This is a genomic window from Rhizobium sp. YTU87027, from assembly GCF_050644135.1.
GTDB lineage: Bacteria > Pseudomonadota > Alphaproteobacteria > Rhizobiales > Rhizobiaceae > Rhizobium.
On record NZ_CP098440.1, the window covers coordinates 2,824,793 to 2,844,618 of the forward strand.

The following is a 19,826-nucleotide window of genomic DNA, read 5'->3' on the forward strand; positions in this document are numbered from 1 at the left end:
AATGCCGCAATTCCGCCCGCGATTGCGCCGAGACGTTGACTTCCAAGCCGTTCTCGGCTCTCACAATAGCGAGCAGCATCTTCCGACCGGGGTTAAAATGACGAAGCCGATCGTCGCCGTTCCTGCCGATATCCGTACCTTCGACGGTGCCACATGGCACGCCGTTCAGCATCAATACGTCCGCGCCGCCCTGAACGCCGCCGGCGTCATGGCCTTCATCATTCCGGCCTTCGAAGAGGGGTACGGAACGGACGCTATCCTCGACCGCGTCGACGGCGTTCTCGTCTCCGGTTCGGCCAGCAACGTCCATCCGTCTTATTTCGGTGCTGCTGCGACCGACGCAGACGGCCCCTTCGACATCGCGCGTGACGCCACCACCCTGCCGCTGATCCGCCGCGCCATTGACCGCGCCATTCCGCTGCTCGCAATCTGCCGCGGCATTCAGGAGCTCAACGTCGCGCTAGGCGGCACGCTCGCGAGCGAGATCCAGAACCAGCCTGGAATATGGGATCACCGCACGCCGGCCGAGGTTGACCGCGATGGCAAGTATGCGATCCGCCAGAGCGTCTTCGTCAAGGAAGGCTCCTGCATCGCAGGCATCATCGGCCCCGGCGAGATCAGGGTGAACTCGCTCCACCGTCAGGCAATCGCCAAGACGGCGCCGCGCCTCCAGGTGGAGGCGGTCGCCGAGGACGGCACGATCGAAGCCGTGTCCGTGATCGATGCTCCAGCCTTTGCGGTCGGGGTTCAATGGCATCCGGAATACTGGGCCGAAACCGACAAGCCATCGAACCAGATCTTCACGGCCTTCGGTGATGCGGTCAGAGACTACGCGGCAAGCAAGCTCTCCAAGGCGGGAGAGAAGCCTCCCGCCTGATTCAATGTGCCATGGCATAAGCTATCTTGGTGGTTTCTATCGAATGACCATGAATGCTGACGGTGATAAAATTAGCTGGCTTGCTCAAGAGGCTGCTGTGTCGGCTGGGCGTGCCGTGATTGAACAATGGGGCGCGTTGCGTGATCATGTCCGTTTCAAGGGCAAGAGCGATATCGTCACCGCCGCAGACATACTCTCGGATGACATTGTCGCCGCCTGCATCAAAGCAAAGTTCCCGTCCCATCGCATTCTCTCCGAGGAAGACACCGGCAACCACGGATTCGACTATTCTGGCCCTTTGTGGATTGTCGACCCAATTGACGGAACAGCAAACTACGCCAGGGGGCATCCTTATTTTGGCATTTCCGTTGCTTTCGCAGTTGATGGCGTTGTTCTAGCCGGTTGCGTCCATGCTCCTGCATTGGGTGAGACGTTCACCGCCGTAAAGGGTCGAGGTGCGTTCTTGAATGGAAACCGAATTCGAACCTCATCACCTGTCAGCTTGGCTCGCGCAGTAGTGAGCACTGGCTTTCCGCACGAGAAGAACAACATGGAACCGCTCGTGAGACGAGTACATGTGCTTCTGCAAAGATGCCAAGACATCAGGCGAAGCGCGTCGCCGGTCCTTGATATTGCCTACGTCGCCGCCGGGCGATTGGATGCCCATACCGAGACCCTGTTCCCGTGGGACGTCGCCGCTGCTGGCCTTATTGCGAAGGAAGCCGGCGCCAGCCGCTGCAACCTTGGAGACGCACCTGCGAACACTCCCGCCGACCTATGCGGAAGCGAAGTCGTCTTCTCAGCGCCCACGATCCACCATGAACTTCGAGAGTGTCTTCAACTGGCCATCTGACTTGAGATTGCAGTTGCCTTTCGGACTGTCCACCTCACGGCTGCGTCATCGAGTAACTCAAGACGGCAGCTGCCTTCCCGCCTGCTCGCTGGCCATGTACTCCGCATACCAGGTGGGCCAGTCATCATCGTGCTTGCCGATGCGCTTCTCATGCTCTCCATGGGCGGCCGCCGCCCGGCGCAAAGCTGCCTCGAGATCCGTCGATGACGCGAACATCGTTTCGTCGGCGTCTATGCGCCCAGGCAGTCGCGCCGTAACTTCCTGGAACAGCCAGCCATTGCCATCCGGATCGCTGAATGAAGCAAACGAGCCGTAGCTGCGACGGTCCGGATGCGGTCCACTCAATCGGGCGCTCTGGCCGGCGTGATGGAATACGCCGCCAGCATCGTGGAACACCTCACTCACGTCTACCCCACGCTTCACAAGCTCGGCGCGAGCCGCCTCCACGTCGGCGACGATAAGATGAAGGCCTTGCGCCGTGCCGGGCACGGCGGCCGTCACATTCTTGCCGAAGATGACGGAACACGGCGACCCCGGAGGCGTGAATTGAATGACTCGGAAATCGTCACCCGTGACGACGTCGGCATCGAGCCGCCAACCGAGATTGCCGTAAAATTGCTTGGCACGGTCAACGTCCGAGACTGGGACGACGATGACTTCAAGCTTCATGTCGGCCGTCCGCATTGCCGGAGTCCTGACCCTGGTCTCGCTCTGCACGGAAGTATTGCCCATGTTCAGCTCCTTGGTTTGGATACTTTGAGATTGGCAATAAGACCTGGCGAGTGGATCACAGCGGCCGCAGGCAGTCGAATCAATTTGCGAAAGCTACCCCCGCATGGCCCATCGCAGGCCGACGGTGACCGCCAGACCGAGCAGCGGCCATATCGCCCAGAACACCCCGTGCCATGTCAGCAGGTTGATGATCACGATGCCGATACCGATGACGGCCAATCCGGCAATACGCTGATCAAAGCGGCTCTGGTTGCGAACCCAGGCCATCGCCGCGACGAAGGCAAGGCCGAGGAGCGGCCAGACGGCCCAGAACTCGCCCTGCCAAGTCAGAAGATTGATCACCACCAACGCGATCGCGACAACCGCGAACACGCCGCCAATCTTCCGCGCTCTCGGAGCAAAGGGGCGTTCCGGCGCGGGCGTCGCAGCCGCCGGCAACGGACGAGCCGGTGGCGTGGCCGTTGTGGACACATCGTCTCCAATTCGCACGGCATAGCTCGGCACCGCCTCGCTGACGTTCTTCACAGTCAGTGGCCCGAGAAAATCGAAGCCGACGGCGACCTTGTTGCGGACCTGGTCATAGACCGTGTTGGAGATCACGATGCCGCCGGCCGGCGCGGAAGCCTGAAGCCTGGCGGCAATGTTGACGCCATCGCCATAGATGTCGTCACCCTCGGCGATGACATCACCGAGATTGATGCCGATCCGATAGAGCATACGCCCCTCCGCCGGCCGGGCGGAATTCATGCCGACAAGCTCGTTCTGGACGTCGATGGCAGCGCGCACCGCTTCGACCACGCTCGGAAACTCGGCAATCAGGCCGTCGCCCCAGGTATTGATCACCCGACCGCCATGAGCGCCGATCAGGCGCGACATCGCATCGCGCGACCATTTCAGCATGGCGAGGGTGCCCTCCTCGTCGGCGCCCATCAGCCGCGTATAGTCCTGAACATCGGCAGAGAAGATGGTTGTCAGCTTGCGTCGCATTTCATTCATCGTATTGCGATCCACCGCAGGTTTGACAGACGGTCCGCCGGTCGCAGCCATCTGACGAAGAGATTTCCTCATTCGAAAGTTCTGCAATAGCTGACCGCACTTTTCAACGAGGGACGCGAACGACGTCTTGCACGCTTCGGGCAAGGAAATGCGCGCGCCTCTCTGCCGGTCGCAAAGCAAATCCGAATGTGTATCGCCGGCAATGAGATCATGGAACCGCCACCTCGCCGGAACGTTTCTTGCTCACATCGGGCGCTACCAGCATCCCGCTGGCACTACCGAACCGGAGGTAATCATGAAAACGCTGATCGTCTCCATGGGCCTGTTGGCTGCAACCGCCTTCTCGGCCTTTGCAGCGGAACCGGCCAAAATGGTCGATACCAAAATGGGTAAGATCCTGGCGGACGCCAAAGGCATGACACTCTACACGTTCGACAAGGACGCCATGGGCAAATCAAACTGCGACGCGGCCTGCCTGAAGAAATGGCCCGCCCTCCACGCTGCCGCCAAGGCCAAGGCCGAAGGCGAATGGTCACTCGTCAAAGCAGCCGACGGCAAGGAGATGTGGGCTTACGAAGGTAAGCCGCTTTACACGTTCGCTGGAGACAAGAAGCCCGGCGATATGACCGGCGATGGCGTCGGCGGCGTCTGGCATGTCGCCAAGTAGCCAAGCGCACCAGAGCCTTCAGGGTTGAATTGAAAGGCTCTAAACTTGGGATGAGGGCGATGATCCGTCCGCGTGCGCGCCTCATCCCGGTCCGGCATCGAGACGATCAGCCCTTCGCTGGCGTTTCCGGGACAGGTGTCAGTGCCCTGCCCTTCCCGAACCACTCAATGAGGTTGTCGACGACCAGATCCGCCATGGCATTGCGGGTCGGCACCGAGCCAGATGCGAGGTGCGGCAAAAGCACAGCGTTCGGCAGATCGAGCAGCGATGCCGGCACATCAGGCTCGTCGTAGAAGACGTCGAGGCCAGCAGCGCCGATCGTTCCGGACTTCAGAGCCTCAGCAAGTGCATCCTCGTCGACCGTCCAGCCGCGCCCGACATTGATGAAAACGCCGTCAGGGCCAAGCGCGGAGAGGATTTCAGCATTGATAGTCTTATGGGTCTGCGGGGTTTTGGGGACGATGGATATCAGGGTGTCGACGACCCCGGCGAGATCCTTCAGCGACGGATAGTAACCGTACGGGACAGCCGGGTGGCGCGTGCGCGTGTGATAGCTGATCCTGACCTTGAACGGCTCCAGGCGCTTGGCGATCTCCTGGCCGATGCGGCCAAGGCCATAGATCCCGACATGCCGCCCCTTCAGGGAGAAACGCGACAACGGATAGTTCTGTCCAGGCTTCCAGTTGCCGGCACGCAGCCAGTTTTCGGCGCGCGGGAGTTCGCGGATCGCGTTCAGCAACAGCCCGATCGCGGTATCGGCGACCTCATCGTTCAGCACATCCGGCGTGTTCGTAACGATCACACCCTTGGCGCCCGCGTGCCTGGCATCGACGCCATCATAACCGACACCAAAGCTCGAAATAAGCTCGAGATTCGCAAGCCCGTCGATCGCAGCCGCATCGAACGTGCCCGAGACGGCGACACCGCGAATTTTGCCAGCAGCCTCCGCGTCAAGCGTCGAGGGATCGGCTTCGATAACGTCGAAGCTCTCCTTCAGGCGCGTCAGGACGCGTTCGTGTATCTTCCCGGGAACGAGAATGGCAATGCGGGACATGGCATTTCCTCTTGGCTGTTTACGGGCGCGGGCGGTAGGGGCTCGTCGACTGGCGGATGCGCATCTCGGGCTTGATGAGATGGATGCCGTCGGGCTCGTGGCTGCCGGCCAGACGATCGAGAAGCGCGCGGGCAGCAAGACGTCCGACTTCCGCCTGACCGTTCCAGACGGTCGTCAGCGCCGGCATCGATATCGACGCTTCCTCGAGATCGTCATAGCCGGTGACGGAAATATCCTTGCCTGGAACGAGACCGGCGCGGGCGATGCCGTTCATCAGGCCGATCGCGACGAGGTCGTTCCAGCAGACGGCGGCCGTTGGCTTTTGCGGCAGCGACAGGAAATGCACCGCCGCCTCGAAGCCGCCCTGCATCGAGCGGGGGCCGGGAATGCGCAGGCCCGGATCGACATCGATGCCGGCCTTGCGCAGCGCGTTGACATAGCCCTGATAACGATCGCGCCCGGTCGAGGTTTGGTCGGTACCGCCGATCATGGCGATCGAGCGATGGCCAAGGCCGATCAAATGGTTGGTCGCGAGCGAAATGCCGTAGCTGTCATCGCCGCGGTAGGTCGGAAGGTCCAAGCCATCCAACGAGCGGGCAACCAGGATCGCCGGCATGCCGTTGTCTTCGGCGAGCTGCATATCCTCAGGCGGCGTACCGATTGCCGGCGACATGATGACCCCGTCGCCACCGAGCTGCAGCAGCGTTTCGATGAAGGTGCGCTGCTTTTCGACGGAGTCGTAGTGGTTCGACAGAATGAAGGTATGCCGGCTGCGATCGAGCTCGCTTTCGATCGCCTTCAGGATTTCGCCGTAGAACGGGTTCATGATGTCGTGCACGACGACGCCGATGATGCCGGAGCGGGACGTCCGCAGGCTGGCGGCGCGGCGGTTGTAGATATAACCGAGCGCCCGCGCCTGTTCCTTGATTTTGTCTCGGGTGGCGCCAGCCACGAGCGGGCTGTCACGTAAGGCAAGAGATACGGTTGCTGTGGAAATGCCGAGCGTTTCGGCGATCGTCGAAAGCTTTATCTTTTGAGCCACGTGTCCTCCCCAGGCAACGCGCGGTTTTTGATGCGCCCGACCACTTGAAGAGTCCGGCGTTATTAAAATGTTTAATTAAAAGATTAAACGCAGCGAGGCAATTCGTAATTTTACAAAACCGTCAGATTTCCTCAGGTTCTTCGAGAGGAATAGCAGCAGACTGCAAGTTGCCATCGATTGCCTTCAACAGACGGACAAGATTGCGGATTTCCTTCTCGGAGAATTCCTGGGTAGCCATGCTGTCGCAGGCAGAGGACGCCATTTCAATTGCCTTGACGCTGCCGCGGCCGAGTTCGGTCAGATAGACCTTGGTCAGGCGGGCATCCTCGGCATCCGCCTTGCGTTCGAGAAAGCCTTGCGCCTCCATGCGGCCGATCGTGCGCGTCATGGTTGGCGCCTTGACGCCGAGCCTCTGCGCCAGCCCGCCTGCCGTCATCCCGTCGGTTTCAGCAAGAAGAAGAATCACGCCGTCCTGGCCGGCATAGAGGCCGCTTTCGAGCAGGTTGCGAGACAGGACGGTGCGCATCGAGCGGGCCGCCTGCGTCAAAGCCGGCGAAAGATCGACAACTGTGTATTCGGTCTGATCCTTTTTCTTGGACTTCTGCTTCTTTCCGTCCTTGTGCTTCTTCCCCATCGCTATTCCTTTGACTTTGCCGCGTTGCGCATCCCTCACCCTGCAAGGGAGCCGGAACATTCATAACCATCCCCCTAAATCGATTTCGGTTTAAGGGCTTATGCGATAAGCATTGAGAACGCTGCGTTATGACATTGCGCATCATCTCGTCATAAACAAGAGGTCTTAGCCGGATGAACGCGCCTTCTCGCGACTTCGAACACAACGATCCGAACCTTGCCCCGTCAGAGCGCAGCCGATGGATCGCTGTTCTACCGCTGGGCGCCCACGAGCAGCACGGACCTCACCTGCCCTTCGACACCGATGCATTGATTGCAGCCGGCATCGTTGCTCGGCTCAAGGCCGCTATTCCCGCCGCGTTACCGGTCACGTTTCTGCCGACGGAAAACGTCGGCTACTCGGTCGAGCATGTGGACGCGAAGGGCACTCGAACACTGACATATGACGAGGCTATCGAACGCTGGCTCGGCATTGCCCGCAAGCTCTCGCAGATGGGTATTCGCAAATTCGTGATGCTGAACGCTCATGGCGGCAACTCGCCGCTGATGACGATCGTCGCGACGGAGGCCCGCGTCCGATTCAACATGCTTGCCGTCGCCACCAGCTGGACGCGCTTCGGCGTTCCCGCCGATGTCATCCCGCCCGAGGCGAAGGCGATCGACATCCACGGCGGCGATATCGAGACTTCGGTGATGCTGGCGCTTCACCCTGATCAGGTCGACATGACCAGGGCTGCAGACTTCCCATCCCGCCAGTCCGATTTTGCCGCCCGCTTCAAGCATCTGCGCGCCTACGGCCCGCATGCCTTCGGATGGAAGATGTCGGATCTCAGCGCATCCGGCGTCGCAGGCAACGCCTCACTGGCAACAGCTGAGAAAGGCGAGGTTCTGATTGCGCATTCGGTAAAAGGGCTGGTCGAACTGCTGCAGGACGTCGATGCATTCGATGCAGCGGAGCTTGATTGAAACAATCCCCGTCGCGATGTGATCTTATAACATACAAAACCCTTTGAACTGCCGCTCGCAACTCCTTATATGTGACCGACGAATTTTCAGCCCCGCCCCCGGGCGTGCCATCTCTCGAGGTTCTGATGACCGACGCGATCCCCACCCAGCAGAAGCCAATCCCCGTTACCGTTCTCACCGGCTACCTCGGCGCCGGCAAGACGACCTTGCTCAACCGCATCCTGTCGGAGAACCACGGCAAGAAATATGCGGTCATCGTCAACGAGTTCGGCGAGATCGGCATCGACAACGACCTCATCGTCGAATCCGACGAAGAAATCTACGAAATGAACAACGGCTGTGTCTGTTGCACCGTGCGCGGAGACCTGATCCGCGTTGTCGAAGGCCTGATGCGCCGCCCCGGCCGTTTCGACGGCATCATCGTTGAAACGACCGGCCTTGCCGATCCGGTGCCGGTCGCGCAGACCTTCTTCATGGATGACGACGTTCGCGCCAAGACGGAACTCGACGCCGTCGTTGCTCTGGTGGACGCCAAGCACCTGCCGCTGCGTCTGAAGGACAGCCGCGAGGCCGAAGACCAGATCGCTTTTGCCGATGTCGTCCTGATCAACAAGACGGACCTCGTGACGTCGGAAGAGCTGGCGCAGATCGAAGATATCGTCCACGCCATCAACCCCTCGGCCCGTGTCTACAAGACCAGCCGTTCGGGCGTCGATCTCGCGCGTGTTCTCGATCAGGGCGCCTTCAACCTGGAGCGCGCGCTGGAGAACGATCCGCACTTCCTCGATCATGACCACGACGATCACGTCTGCGGCCCGGATTGCGATCACGACCACCATCATCACCACGCACATGATCACGACCACGATCATGACCATCACGACCATGACCACCATCATCATGGCGCCATGTCGCCGATCCATGACGTGACAGTGCAGTCGGTCTCGCTGCGCGGCGGCGAGATGAACCCGGAACGCTTCTTTCCCTGGATCCAGAAGATCACCCAGACGCAGGGTCCGAACATCCTGCGCCTCAAGGGTATCATTGCCTTCAAGGACGATCCCGAACGCTACGTCGTTCAGGGTGTCCACATGATCGTCGAAGGCGATCATCAGCGTCCATGGCGCGATGGCGAGAAGCATGAGACCCGTCTCGTCTTCATCGGCCGCGAACTCGACCGCGAAAAGCTCGAAGCCTCCTTCAAGGCGTGCGAGGCGGCAGCCTGATGCCGACAGTTGCCCCGTTTGATCTCGACGGCCATATCCTGGCCGTCGAATTTTTAGGTGACATCCCCTTCTTCGCCAATGCCGCTGGCACCTTCCACCGCCTCGATGGTGGCGAGAAGGTAACCGAAGCCCATCAGGGCATGCTGACCTGCATCCGCGACCCATATAGCGAGAGCCTTATTTCCGGTGGTGAGGACGGCGAGGTGCTGCGCATCGGAGCCGATGCCGGGGTGACCGAGCTCGCCAACGCGCCGCGCAAGTGGATTTCCCAGCTTGCCGCCGGCCCGCAGGGTGCCGTCGCCTACTCCTACGGCAAGAGCGCCTTCGTGCGCCTCGCCGATGGAACGACCAAGGAATTTACCGAAGAGCGCACCATCGAAGGTCTCGCCTTCGCGCCCAAGGGCATGCGCATTGCCGCAGCGCGCTATAACGGCGTGTCGCTGCATTGGGTCGGCACTGCCGCCAAGCCGGTCGACCTCGAATGGAAGGGCGCCCACACCGGCGTCACCTTCTCGCCTGACGGCAACTTCCTCGTGACTACGATGCAGGAGAATGCGCTGCACGGCTGGAAGCTCGACAGCAAGGCCGGCGCGGACACCCGCCACATGCGCATGACCGGCTACCCTGCCAAGGTGAAGTCTCTCTCCTGGTCGGCGAAGGGCAAGTGGCTTGCTTCCTCTGGTGCGCCGGCTGCGATCGTCTGGCCATTCCAGGGTAAGGACGGGCCGATGGGCAAGGCGCCGCTCGAGCTCGGCACGCGCGCCAACATCATGGCGACATCGGTGAAGTTCCACCCGGCCGAAGACATCCTGGCGATCGGCTTCATCGACGGCATGATCCTCGCAGTCCGCATTGCCGACAGCAAGGAAGCGTTGCTGCGCCGCCCCGGCAAGGGAGCGATCACCTCGATGAGCTGGAGCAAGAACGGCAAGCTTCTGGCCTTCGCCTCCGAAGCCGGCGATTGCGGCGTCGTTGATATCGCGGCCTAGGCAGCAGGGAACTGCGGCCACAATTACTGCGCTCTGATGGGCGAGAAAACAGGACGCCGCGAGATCAGCGGCGTCTTCGTCCCTTCTGGAGGGTTGCTGTCTCAGCCGCAAGCAGCTCAGGCAGCCTGCTCACCCGCCGACGCTTCGACGCGATCCCGGCCGTGGCGCTTGGAGGCATACAGCGCTTCGTCCGCCTTCCCCAGAAGCTGCTCGAAATCGTTCTCCCGAGAAGTGGCGACGCCGATACTGAGGGTCGGGAAGACCGCGAGCCCCGGCACCTGCCCAACGGCAAATGAGAACGCCAGCCTTATGCTTTCGGCGGTCTGAACCGCCTCGGCATCGTCCATGTCCTTCAGAACGGCCACGAACTCGTCACCGCCCTGGCGGGACAGCAGATCGCCGGGCCGCAGGACGCTCTGCGCCACGCGGGCGAAGAGCCGCAATATGTCGTCGCCCACCACATGACCGTGCTGGTCGTTCAACTGCTTGAAATTGTCGATGTCGATAGCGAGCAGCGCAAGCGACCGAGGTCGCTTGAATAGCAGGTGCTGGGCCAGACCGCTCCGATTGAGCGCACCGGTCAGCGGATCGCGATGCGCCAGATCGATGAGCTTGCTGCTGTTACGCTCGGCCGCCATCAGCACAATCACGACGCTGCGCAGAGCGAAGAAGACCACCGCCGTGGCACCCATCCAGCCATGAACAACACTATCGCCGAAGGCGCCCGGTCCGGCGATCTGGCCTAATGCAGCAAGCAGGCCGCGGGCCAGGAAGATCGCCGCGGTCGGCGCATAGAGCCCGGCAAGCAGCCCGGCCGAGAACAGCTTCTCGCGCCGGTGAATGGCGGCGCCTTCCCGCAGGATCGCAAGATCACAGAGGCAGCATACGATTGAAACATAGAAGATGCGGGCTGACACCGTGGCGGGATCGACCGTGAAGAGCAGAACGGGCAAGCTGACGCCGGCAATGGCAAGCGCACAGTAGCGTTTGTCGACAGGCCACTCCGCAAAGACGCGAACGGAAAAGAATGTCAGGAGGTAGCCGACGATCGTCACGACGTTGCCGACATCAAGGGAGACGAAGGAGGGAACGAAATTCCGCAGCGAAACGCACAAGGAACCAATGCCGATCAGCAGATTGCTGATGCCCCACCATGCCGGCCAGCGTCCAAAGCGGCCCGTCGAATATGCCGCGAGATGCACGCTGCCGAGGACGAGGCATGTCATGGCCGAAACGACATAGATCGTTCTCAGGTCCAGCATCATTTCCAGCACTCTCCAACCTAGGGCCGGAGCACCTTATAACAGCGCTGTTGAATTTTGATTTTACAGCTCGCTCGTTTTTTAACGATGTACGAAATCGATTGGTCCGGCCGCCGTCTTGCCGCCGCGCTGGCAGCCCAAGGCGCCGCGCGAAGCGGTGCTTCGTGACGTTTTCTCTCGATGGGAGCGGGCAGGCGATTGGGTAGTGGAGTGGGATGTCAGGCTGCATCATGCCCGATCGCGTCAGGCTTTTCGGCGTTTTGAGATCGGCAGGAGCGTCTCCCGACCCCAAATTTCCCGATAGATCATCAACCCTGACGGCATCCGGCCCCAGCCCTGGCAACCATCATCAAGCGCCGAAATATGAACGGAAGGCGGATCGGTTCATGAACCCGGCTCCCTGCCCGATGACGAGGAGATCATAGGGCAACCTCACGCCAGCGAGGAAAACTCCTGCCCAAACTTTCATCTATATGCTTGAAATAATTGCATATTCACGAGAACAAACCAGGAATTTCGTCCTCTTCGGGGCGAAACTCAGGTGTTGCTAAAATATCATTAATTTTTGCTCTCACAGTTTTTTGTTCATCTGGCGTTCAGAAAACTCTTTGGAAAGCCACTTTTTGAGCCCACATTGAACTCCTGAGAATAGGAGTGCATGAATGATTCTAAGGGCCACTGCCGCAGCGACTATATTCGCGGTTTATGCTTTCACGATGTTCTTCATCGCCGCTATACCTGAAAATGTCGTTCAGACTGCCGGAACTCAATTGGTCGACACAAGCGTCGTCAAATAATTGAAGCCTGAGGGGGCAAGCAGTCATAAAAGTCTAGGCTAAGCGTTCGTCCGGTCTTCCGGCGCCTCCTAGGCTTGATTTCCGAAAAACGGAAAAACAAAAGGCCCCTCCCCATCGGGGAGAGGCCTCGCCGATCACGCCGCCCTGCGGACCGGCGCGCTTGCCAGCATCCGTCCCGAGGGGACGATCATGCCGGCCGCGCCGTCAAGCCAGCCTTCGGTGAGCTCCAGCGCCAGGAAGCGCGAGCGTTCGAAAGGACCCGGCATGACAAGATGCTGAGCCTTCTCGGCGAAAAAGCCGAACCGCTCATAGTAAGGGGCATCGCCGACAAGCAGGATGGCGCCGTGCCCGCGGTTCTTGGCCTCCAGAATGGCGGCGCGCATCAACGCCGAACCCACACCCTTGCCCTCGAAGCTCGCATTGACCGCCAGCGGACCAAGCAGCAGCGCGTTGATCGGCGTGCCTTCGGCGTTAACGCCGGCCTCGACGTTCCAAAGGCGCACAGTGCCGATGACATGGCCGTCACGATCGCGCGCAAGAAGCGCCAGGCCTTCAGCCGGCACACGGCCACGGCGAATCTTTTCCGACGACTTCTTGCGACGGTTCGGGCCCATGGCACGATCCAGCAGGTTTTCGCGAGCCACGACGTCGCCGGGGTTCTCGGCGTCAATGGTGAAGACAGAAGGCGCAAAATATGCGCGGACAGAATCAAGAACAGCGGCCATTTTGGCCTCCCGTACCCAAAACCGTTATAAGCGGCGATTGATATGAATTGTGAAGGTGCCGCCCCGGCTGGCTACGGGGCTGGCAATCTTAGATAACGTAGGCCTTCAGCGGCTCGAAACCGTTGAACGCCACCGCCGAATAGGTGGTCGTGTAGGCGCCGGTGCCTTCGATCAGGATCTCGTCGCCGATCGAAAGGGTGAGCGGCAGCGGATAGAGATTCTTTTCGTACAGCACGTCTGCCGAGTCGCAGGTCGGGCCGGCAATCACGCAGGGCTCCATTTCGTCGCCGTCGCGCTCGGTGCGGATCGGGTAACGAATGGCCTCATCCATCGTCTCGGCCAGACCGCCGAACTTGCCGATGTCGAGGAACACCCAGCGAGCGGCGTCGTTGTCCGACTTCTTCGAGATCAGCACGACTTCCGTCTTGATGACACCTGCATTGCCGACCATGCCGCGGCCCGGCTCGATGATCGTCTTCGGCAGGTTGTTGCCGAAGTGATCACGAAGGCTCTGGTAGATCGCACGGCCGTAAGCTTCCGCCGACGGAACGTCGCGCAGGTACTTGGTCGGGAAGCCTCCGCCCATGTTGACCATCTGCAGGTGGATGCCCTGCTTGGCCAGCTGTACGAAGACGCGCTTGGCATCGGCGAGAGCCGAATCCCAGGCATCGACCTTGGTCATCTGCGAACCGACGTGGAACGATACGCCGTAGGATTCGAGGCCGAGCTGGTGCGCGTAGACGAGAACGTCGACGGCCATCTGCGGAACGCAGCCGAACTTACGCGACAGCGGCCATTCGGCGCCTTCGCCATCGGTCAGAACGCGGCAGAATACGCGGGCGCCGGGAGCGGCACGCGAGATCTTCTCGACTTCCTCGTGGCTGTCGACCGCGAAAAGGCTGACGCCGAGCGCATGCGCGCGGGCAACGTCGCGTTCCTTCTTGATCGTATTGCCGTAGGAGATACGGGCAGCTGTCGCACCGGCGTTGAGCGCCATTTCGATTTCAGCGACAGACGCGCAATCGAAGTTGGAGCCCATGTTGGCGAGCAGCTTCAGAACCTCAGGAGCCGGGTTTGCCTTGACGGCGTAATAGATCGCGCTGTCCGGCATCGCATGCCGGAAGGCGTTGAAATTATCGCGCACGACGTCGAGGTCGACCACGAGGCAGGGACCGTCGGGACGTCGGGTTGCGAGAAAGTCGCGGATGCGCTGGGTGGTCATATCGATTCCCTCTTCCAATTCCAGAGCTCCGGGAAAACCGGAGGACAAAGGGCAATCAATCGCCCGCATAGGAACCAGCCGGTGGAGACCCCGGAACCTTAGCAAGCGCTTGATAGCGCGAATGATGAATCAACGCCGCGAAAGCGACATGGATCCGGCTTTGTCTGCCATGGATTGGAGGGAGATTCCCAACCGCACTTCCGGCAATGAAGGTGTGCCTCTTCAGTAACCCCCGCTGATGGAAAGCAGGGAGAGAACAAAAAGGCCCGCACCGTCGTTGCTTCAGGCGTCCTCGCATTTTCCGGTTGGCCGGAATAGCGACTGGAGGGGTTAATTCCAGGTACCTTACCGATTTCCTCACCAATTCGAGGGTTCGGCGGACACCCATGGGCACGTGCGACTTTGGGCTGATCACGAGATAGGAATATTCGCCGTCATAATCAAGCGGTTTTTCGCATCTCCCGGCAGAAAATATTTGAACAATACACCGCAATTTGTTCAACGTGGCGAAACGGCCCGCAACCGACTGAATGGCGGTTCGGCGCTTTTTTTGGGAGGTCATCATGGACACACTCACCCGCATCCGCGCCTTCATCGATGTCGTTGAAGCGGAAGGCTTTTCGGCCGCCGCGCGGCGCACTGGCCGTTCCAAGGCGCTGCTTTCCAAATATGTGCGTGAATTGGAGGACGAACTCGGCGCTTTGCTGCTCAATCGGACGACCCGCCAATTCTCCATGACCGAGGCTGGCCATACCTACTACCGCACCGCCTCCGATATCCTGAAGGAGATCGACAACCTCGCCGATCTCGTGCGCGAGAATAACGCGCAATTGAAGGGACGGCTGAAGATTTCCGTGCCACGCACCTTCGTCGATGCCGATGTCGGCCAGTCCCTGATCGATTTCGCCAGGGAGAACCCCGATCTCGCGCTCGAGATCGCCGCGGATGACCGATTCGTCGATCTCATCGAGGAAGGCTTCGACGTTGCCATCCGCGTGACCAAGCTCGAGGACTCCGGTATGATCGCCCGAAAGATCTCGGATTTCCGCGTCCATCTTTGCGCAACGCCCGACTTCGTGGAGCGCCATCCTGATCTCGCCCACCCGTCGGACCTGTCGAACATCCCCTTCATCGTCGACACCAATTCCCGCAGCCAGGGCAGCATCCGCTTCTACAATCCGGACAACACCTCATTCGCCGTTGCCGTCACTGGCCCCATGGAGGTCAACAGCCCGCATGCAACGCTGCGCGCGGCACTTGCCGGCATCGGCGTTGCGCTGATACCCGATTTCATCGCCCGCAAGCCGATCGAGAGCGGCGAACTGGTGACGCTGTTTAACGATTACATTCCGACCGATCGCGGCATCTATGCTGTCTACCCGCACCGGCGCTATCTGCCGGCCAAGGTGCGCATCTTCGTCGACTATCTTCACAATTGGTTCAAGAAGCATTCCTGACCGCTTGCTTTGGGGGACCGGTCCCAATTCCGTCCCATTTACTGGCAAGGAATCAAATGAATTTGGGATCCCGCAATAAGAGCACGCATGAAGAAATCGACATTCCTGATGGCGTCGCTCCTGTCGCTTCTGCCAGCCGCCGCCTTTGCGCATCCGCATGTATTCGTTGAGGCAAGGCTCGAGGTGGTCGCCGACGATGACGGCAATGTTGCCGAACTGCGGAACGTCTGGCGTTTCGACGAGGTCTTCTCGTCATCCGTCGTGATGGATTTCGACAAGAATACCGACTTGAAGCTCGATCCGAACGAACTGGCCGAGGTCGGCAAGACCGTGCGGGATTCACTGGTCGACTACGACTATTACATGAACCTCACGATGAACGGTAAGAACATCAAGGTCGAGAAGCCCGATCTGATCCATGTGGACTACAAGCAGGGTCAGCTTCTGATGTTCTTCGCCGTCAAGCCGGCGGAAAAGATGCCGCTCAAGGGCCGCATGACCTTCGGCGTCTACGACCCGACGCTCTATACTTCGATCGATTTTCCGAGCGACAACGAACTGGTCCTTGTCGGAGACGGCTTCAAAAGCTGCAAGCACCAGGTCGTCCGTCCCGATGCCGACCAGGTGATCGCCGAAAACAAGCAGTCCCTGACCGACGCCTTCTTCAACGACCCGACGGGGACGAACATGTCGAAGCTCTTCGCGACGCGGCTGGACGTGTCATGCTGAGGCACGGGCTTCGGCCGATTGCGCTCGGTGCGGCGCTCATGCTCGTCGCGGGCATGGCCGCTGCGCACGCACAATCGCCGCTCGGCATCGGCACCTCGGAGCCGAGCTTCCAGCCGACGGGCGGGCCGCTTGCTCCCCTCCTCCTCTATGTGAACGCGCAACAGCAGGCTTTCTATCGCGCGCTGACAGGCGCGCTGCGCGCCATGCGGGAGGATTCCTGGCATCTCTGGACGCTGATCGGCCTATCCTTCGCCTACGGCGTCTTCCATGCCGCAGGCCCCGGACATGGCAAGGCCGTCATCTCCTCCTACATGATCGCCAATGAAATCGAGCTCAGGCGCGGCGTATCGATCTCTTTCGTGTCCGCCTTTCTCCAGGGACTGGTCGCAATCGCGCTGGTGGGCGGAGCGTGGCTGGTGCTGCGCGGCAGCGGAATAACGCTGACGGCAGCGACCCAGGCGATGGAGATTGCCAGCTTCATCATGGTCATCCTCTTCGGGTGCTGGCTGCTGTTTCGCAAGCTGCGAGCAATCATCGCAGGCATGTCACGCCGCGAAGTCATGGCAACCTCCTCGGGGCCCGTCAGCATGATGCTGGACTGGAAGGACAATGAGGAACAAAAGCAGGGCTCAAGCTACGCTTTCGGCGAAGCGGACGCACTCAAAGCTGGGCACAAATTCATTGCGGGCATGGCCTGCGAAACCTGCGGCCAATCGCACATGCCCGATCCGTCCTTGCTCGGTGCAGAAAGGTTCAACATCCGCGAAGCCTGGTCCGCCATCATTGCCGTTGGCCTGCGCCCCTGCTCGGGCGCGTTGCTGGTGATGACCTTCTCGCTTCTGAACGGCCTCTATCTTGGCGGCGTCTTGTCGGTAATCGCGATGTCGTTCGGCACCGCCATAACGGTCGCGATCCTGGCAACGCTCGCCGTCACTGCCAAGGGCACGGCGATGCGGCTCGCCGGCCGAGGCTCTGCCGCCTCGATCTGGATCGGGAATACGATCGAAATTCTGGGCGCCCTGCTGGTAATTGCCATGGGCGCGCTGCTGCTCGGCGCCTCGCTGCAGGGCTAGCCGACCGCCCGCGACGGCTACTTGCCACGCCGGCGCTGATATCGCGCTCTCAGCCAAAAGACGACGAAAAAAGCGAGGATCAGGCAGGCGCCCACACCAGCCGCCAGATACGGCGAATAGCTGCCGAGCCCGAGAACGATGGTCGGCATGAAATAGAGCACAAGGCCGGCAGCCACGAGGATGATGGCCGCCGCGATCGCCTGCGAACGGCTTTCCGATTTCGGAGCCGTCATGCGGCCGATTCCTTATTCCGCTCGGCGCGGATATCCTCAAGCCGGCGCTTCTGCTTGCCGTCCGCGTCAAAATTGCCGGGAGATAGCCAGGCCTCGAACGCCGCGTTGAGGACCGGCCATTCGGAATCGATCATCGAGAACCACGCCGTATCGCGGTTGCGACCCTTGGAGATCATGTGCTGGCGGAACACGCCTTCGAAGGTGAAGCCGTAGCGTGCCGCCGTCGTCTTGCTCGCCTCGTTCAGATTGTCACATTTCCACTCATAGCGCCGGTATCCAAGCACCTCGAAAATATGCTTGGCCATAAGGTAGTGAGCTTCCGTGGAGAGCGGTGAGCGCTTCATGTCAGGACCGTGCGCAACGCCGCCCACTTCGATCACGCCGTTGGCCGGATCGGCCCGCATATAGTTCGCCATGCCGACGATCTTACCGGTGTTGTTGTCACGGAAGATATGGGTCAGCCAGCCCGACTTGGCGTAAACCGAATGAAGCCAGTTAGAGAAATCCTCGATGCCGGCGAAATCGGGCTGCGAGAAATAGCGCAGCAGAGGGTTGATCGCCATGCCGCCAAGTCCGTCCCACAACGCTTGCAGATGCTGCTCGCGGACATAAGGTTCGACGGTGACAAAACGGCCCTTGAGGGTTACCGGCTGTGGCGCCGGGCAGCCCTTGAAATTCGATAGATCGCGCATGCGCTCCTCCAGATATGGAGACATGGCTTAGGCCAGCCGCCCATGAAAGGCAACCGGCCGCTTGTTACCCTTACAAGCCAACCTTGGCGGAATTTACCGTCGCCTCGATGTGATCGACCAGCGGGTCGGGAAGGCCAAGGCGACCGGCCAGCAGGTCGAGGTAGCCGCGCTCGGCGCGCGAATCCGGCTCGATGGTCAGGCGCGAGGCGGTATAGAGCTCCACCCGCTGCTCCTCGGTCACGGCGGCTGCGACCAGCGCGTCGATATCCGTCGGCTGCGACAGCTCGCGTTCAATGAACAAGGCGGCTTCACTACTGACATCCGCGGCCTTGATCTTGTCGAGAATGAGCGCACGTTCGCCGTCGTCGATATGACCGTCGGCCTTTGCCGCCGCGATCATGGCGCGAATGAGAACGAGGACGAATTCGTTGCTCTGAGCCGGCGAAGTCACGCCGAATCCAGAGTCGGGGGGCGGCGGCAGCACAGCCGTCTTCGGCGGCGGCGCATCGGACGGCGTCGCTGGTTCCTGCCCTGCCTGGTAGTTCTTGTAGGCCTGGTAGCCGAGTCCCGCAATCGCGGCGAGGCCGCCGATGGTCAAAGCATTGCCGGCAATGCTGCGGCCGGTCTTGGTTCCGAGAAGCACGGTTGCGAGCGCGCCAGCTTTCCACGGATTGTCCTTGGCCATCTGGATCGCGTCGCCCGCCCGGTCCTTGACCGAACCGCCGACAACCGGCACCTGCGAACCCAAGAACTGCTCAAGAAGCTTTTTCGCGTCGAACATTCCTCATCATCTCCCTGTCTAGAGGCCAGAGGGGAGATAGGTACTGACGCGGGAAATACAAATGCAGGCGGAACCTCCGCCTGCATCACGCGTGGGTTTGTCCCGAAAATCAGGCCTTCAGGGCCGCCGCTTCCGACGCCAGCTTGGTGATGCCGGCCCAATCGCCAGCGGCGATCAGTTCCTTCGGCGCGACCCAGGAACCGCCGACGCAGATGACGTTCGGCAGCGACAGGTAATCCATCGCGTTCTTCAACGAGATACCACCCGTTGGGCAAAAGACGGTGCCTGATAGCGGCGAGGATAGCGCCTTGAGATAGACGGCGCCGCCGGCCTGCTCCGCCGGGAAAAACTTCAGAACCTGATAGCCTTCCTCGCGCAGCGCCATGACTTCGCTTGCGGTCGCCGCGCCCGGCAGCAACGGCACCGACGACTTGCGCGCGGCGTCGAGCAGTTCCTGCGTTGCGCCCGGGCTAACGATGAACTTCGAGCCGGCAGCAACCGCGGCATCCCAATGCGCGGCGTTGAGGATGGTGCCGGCACCGACCTCGGCGCCTTCGACCTCGTCGGCAACGGCGCGGACGGCATCGAGGGCCGCGGGCGTGCGCATGGTGATCTCGATGGCCTTCAGGCCGCCGGCGACAAGAGCACGCGCCAGCAAAACGGCGGACTTCACGTCATCGACGATCAGAACCGGTACGACAGGCTGAAGTTTCAGGATGGAAAGGAGCTTTTCTGTCTTTTCGCCCATGGCCGCGTGATCCTTTTGAAACGATTGAATTCGGGACCCGAAATACCTCCAAGGGTACGCCTTGTCGAGACT

21 protein-coding genes are annotated in these 19,826 nt (G+C 60.6%); 9 read left to right on the plus strand and 12 right to left on the minus strand.

Annotation, left to right across the window (positions count from 1 at the left end; translation table 11 throughout):
* Nucleotides 1-97: 97 nt before the first annotated feature.
* Nucleotides 98-877, plus strand: a complete 780-nt coding sequence (locus NBG89_RS14020; RefSeq protein ID WP_431320455.1) for a gamma-glutamyl-gamma-aminobutyrate hydrolase family protein — start codon at nt 98-100, stop codon at nt 875-877.
* A 43-nt stretch (nt 878-920) separates the two neighbouring features.
* Nucleotides 921-1,730 (plus strand): inositol monophosphatase family protein, encoded by an 810-nt coding sequence (locus NBG89_RS14025; RefSeq protein ID WP_431320456.1) that lies wholly within the window; start codon nt 921-923, stop codon nt 1,728-1,730.
* A 57-nt stretch (nt 1,731-1,787) separates the two neighbouring features.
* Here NBG89_RS14025 and NBG89_RS14030 read toward each other — a convergent pair whose 3' ends face one another.
* Nucleotides 1,788-2,462, minus strand: a complete 675-nt coding sequence (locus tag NBG89_RS14030; protein WP_431320457.1) for a VOC family protein — start codon at nt 2,460-2,462, stop codon at nt 1,788-1,790.
* A gap of 93 nt (nt 2,463-2,555) precedes the next feature.
* Nucleotides 2,556-3,458, minus strand: coding sequence for an adenylate/guanylate cyclase domain-containing protein (locus NBG89_RS14035; protein ID WP_431320458.1), 903 nt, complete (start codon nt 3,456-3,458; stop codon nt 2,556-2,558).
* A gap of 295 nt (nt 3,459-3,753) precedes the next feature.
* Here NBG89_RS14035 and NBG89_RS14040 point away from each other — a divergent pair, with 295 nt between their 5' ends.
* Nucleotides 3,754-4,125, plus strand: coding sequence for a COG4315 family predicted lipoprotein (locus tag NBG89_RS14040; RefSeq protein ID WP_431320459.1), 372 nt, complete (start codon nt 3,754-3,756; stop codon nt 4,123-4,125).
* A 106-nt stretch (nt 4,126-4,231) separates the two neighbouring features.
* On the opposite strand, the gene NBG89_RS14045 is transcribed toward NBG89_RS14040, so the two are convergent.
* The 3 genes from NBG89_RS14045 to NBG89_RS14055 form a co-directional block, all read right to left on the minus strand.
* A complete protein-coding gene (locus NBG89_RS14045) occupies nt 4,232-5,179 on the minus strand; it encodes a 2-hydroxyacid dehydrogenase (protein WP_431320460.1) in 948 nt (315 codons plus the stop codon).
* A 19-nt stretch (nt 5,180-5,198) separates the two neighbouring features.
* On the minus strand, nt 5,199-6,221 hold the full coding sequence (locus NBG89_RS14050; protein ID WP_088692123.1) for a LacI family DNA-binding transcriptional regulator: 1,023 nt from the start codon (nt 6,219-6,221) through the stop codon (nt 5,199-5,201).
* Between the two features lie 121 nt (nt 6,222-6,342).
* Complete coding sequence (locus NBG89_RS14055; RefSeq protein ID WP_088692124.1) at nt 6,343-6,855, minus strand: MarR family winged helix-turn-helix transcriptional regulator; 513 nt, start codon at nt 6,853-6,855, stop codon at nt 6,343-6,345.
* 173 nt (nt 6,856-7,028) lie between these two features.
* On the opposite strand from NBG89_RS14055, the gene NBG89_RS14060 reads away from it, so the two are divergent.
* The 3 genes from NBG89_RS14060 to NBG89_RS14070 all read left to right on the plus strand — a co-directional run bounded on the left by NBG89_RS14060 (nt 7,029) and on the right by NBG89_RS14070 (nt 10,035).
* Complete coding sequence (locus NBG89_RS14060) at nt 7,029-7,820, plus strand: creatininase family protein (RefSeq protein WP_431320461.1); 792 nt, start codon at nt 7,029-7,031, stop codon at nt 7,818-7,820.
* Between the two features lie 125 nt (nt 7,821-7,945).
* Entirely contained in the window at nt 7,946-9,046 is a 1,101-nt protein-coding gene (locus tag NBG89_RS14065) for a CobW family GTP-binding protein (protein WP_431320462.1), read from the plus strand.
* Nucleotides 9,046-10,035, plus strand: coding sequence for a WD40 repeat domain-containing protein (locus NBG89_RS14070; protein ID WP_431320463.1), 990 nt, complete (start codon nt 9,046-9,048; stop codon nt 10,033-10,035). Before NBG89_RS14065 ends, NBG89_RS14070 begins: the two co-directional genes overlap by 1 nt.
* Before the next feature lie 116 nt (nt 10,036-10,151).
* On the opposite strand, the gene NBG89_RS14075 is transcribed toward NBG89_RS14070, so the two are convergent.
* From NBG89_RS14075 to odc2, 3 genes are all read right to left on the minus strand, one after another.
* Complete coding sequence (locus NBG89_RS14075) at nt 10,152-11,300, minus strand: GGDEF domain-containing protein (protein WP_431320464.1); 1,149 nt, start codon at nt 11,298-11,300, stop codon at nt 10,152-10,154.
* Between the two features lie 928 nt (nt 11,301-12,228).
* A complete protein-coding gene (locus tag NBG89_RS14080; protein WP_431320465.1) occupies nt 12,229-12,819 on the minus strand; it encodes a GNAT family N-acetyltransferase in 591 nt (196 codons plus the stop codon).
* Nucleotides 12,820-12,907: 88 nt separating this feature from the next.
* Complete coding sequence (odc2, locus tag NBG89_RS14085) at nt 12,908-14,041, minus strand: ornithine/lysine decarboxylase (protein WP_088692129.1); 1,134 nt, start codon at nt 14,039-14,041, stop codon at nt 12,908-12,910.
* A gap of 563 nt (nt 14,042-14,604) precedes the next feature.
* On the opposite strand from odc2, the gene NBG89_RS14090 reads away from it, so the two are divergent.
* The 3 genes from NBG89_RS14090 (at nt 14,605) to NBG89_RS14100 (ending at nt 17,300) form a co-directional block, all read left to right on the plus strand.
* Nucleotides 14,605-15,498: a LysR family transcriptional regulator gene (locus tag NBG89_RS14090; protein ID WP_088692130.1), complete on the plus strand. Its 894-nt coding sequence runs from the start codon at nt 14,605-14,607 to the stop codon at nt 15,496-15,498.
* Between the two features lie 87 nt (nt 15,499-15,585).
* Entirely contained in the window at nt 15,586-16,227 is a 642-nt protein-coding gene (locus NBG89_RS14095) for a DUF1007 family protein (protein ID WP_431320466.1), read from the plus strand.
* Nucleotides 16,221-17,300, plus strand: coding sequence for a nickel/cobalt transporter (locus tag NBG89_RS14100; RefSeq protein ID WP_431320467.1), 1,080 nt, complete (start codon nt 16,221-16,223; stop codon nt 17,298-17,300). The genes NBG89_RS14095 and NBG89_RS14100 overlap by 7 nt, the downstream gene beginning before the upstream one ends.
* A 17-nt stretch (nt 17,301-17,317) precedes the next feature.
* Here NBG89_RS14100 and NBG89_RS14105 read toward each other — a convergent pair whose 3' ends face one another.
* From NBG89_RS14105 to NBG89_RS14120, 4 genes are all read right to left on the minus strand, one after another.
* Nucleotides 17,318-17,533 carry a hypothetical protein gene (locus tag NBG89_RS14105; protein WP_431320468.1) on the minus strand — a complete coding sequence of 72 codons (216 nt, stop codon included), beginning with the start codon at nt 17,531-17,533 and terminating at the stop codon, nt 17,318-17,320.
* Nucleotides 17,530-18,225: a GNAT family N-acetyltransferase gene (locus NBG89_RS14110; RefSeq protein ID WP_431320469.1), complete on the minus strand. Its 696-nt coding sequence runs from the start codon at nt 18,223-18,225 to the stop codon at nt 17,530-17,532. Before NBG89_RS14110 ends, NBG89_RS14105 begins: the two co-directional genes overlap by 4 nt.
* Nucleotides 18,226-18,295: 70 nt before the next feature.
* Nucleotides 18,296-19,006 (minus strand): tellurite resistance TerB family protein, encoded by a 711-nt coding sequence (locus tag NBG89_RS14115; RefSeq protein WP_431320470.1) that lies wholly within the window; start codon nt 19,004-19,006, stop codon nt 18,296-18,298.
* Between the two features lie 109 nt (nt 19,007-19,115).
* Nucleotides 19,116-19,754 carry a 2-dehydro-3-deoxy-phosphogluconate aldolase gene (locus tag NBG89_RS14120; protein WP_431320471.1) on the minus strand — a complete coding sequence of 213 codons (639 nt, stop codon included), beginning with the start codon at nt 19,752-19,754 and terminating at the stop codon, nt 19,116-19,118.
* Nucleotides 19,755-19,826: the final 72 nt, after the last annotated feature.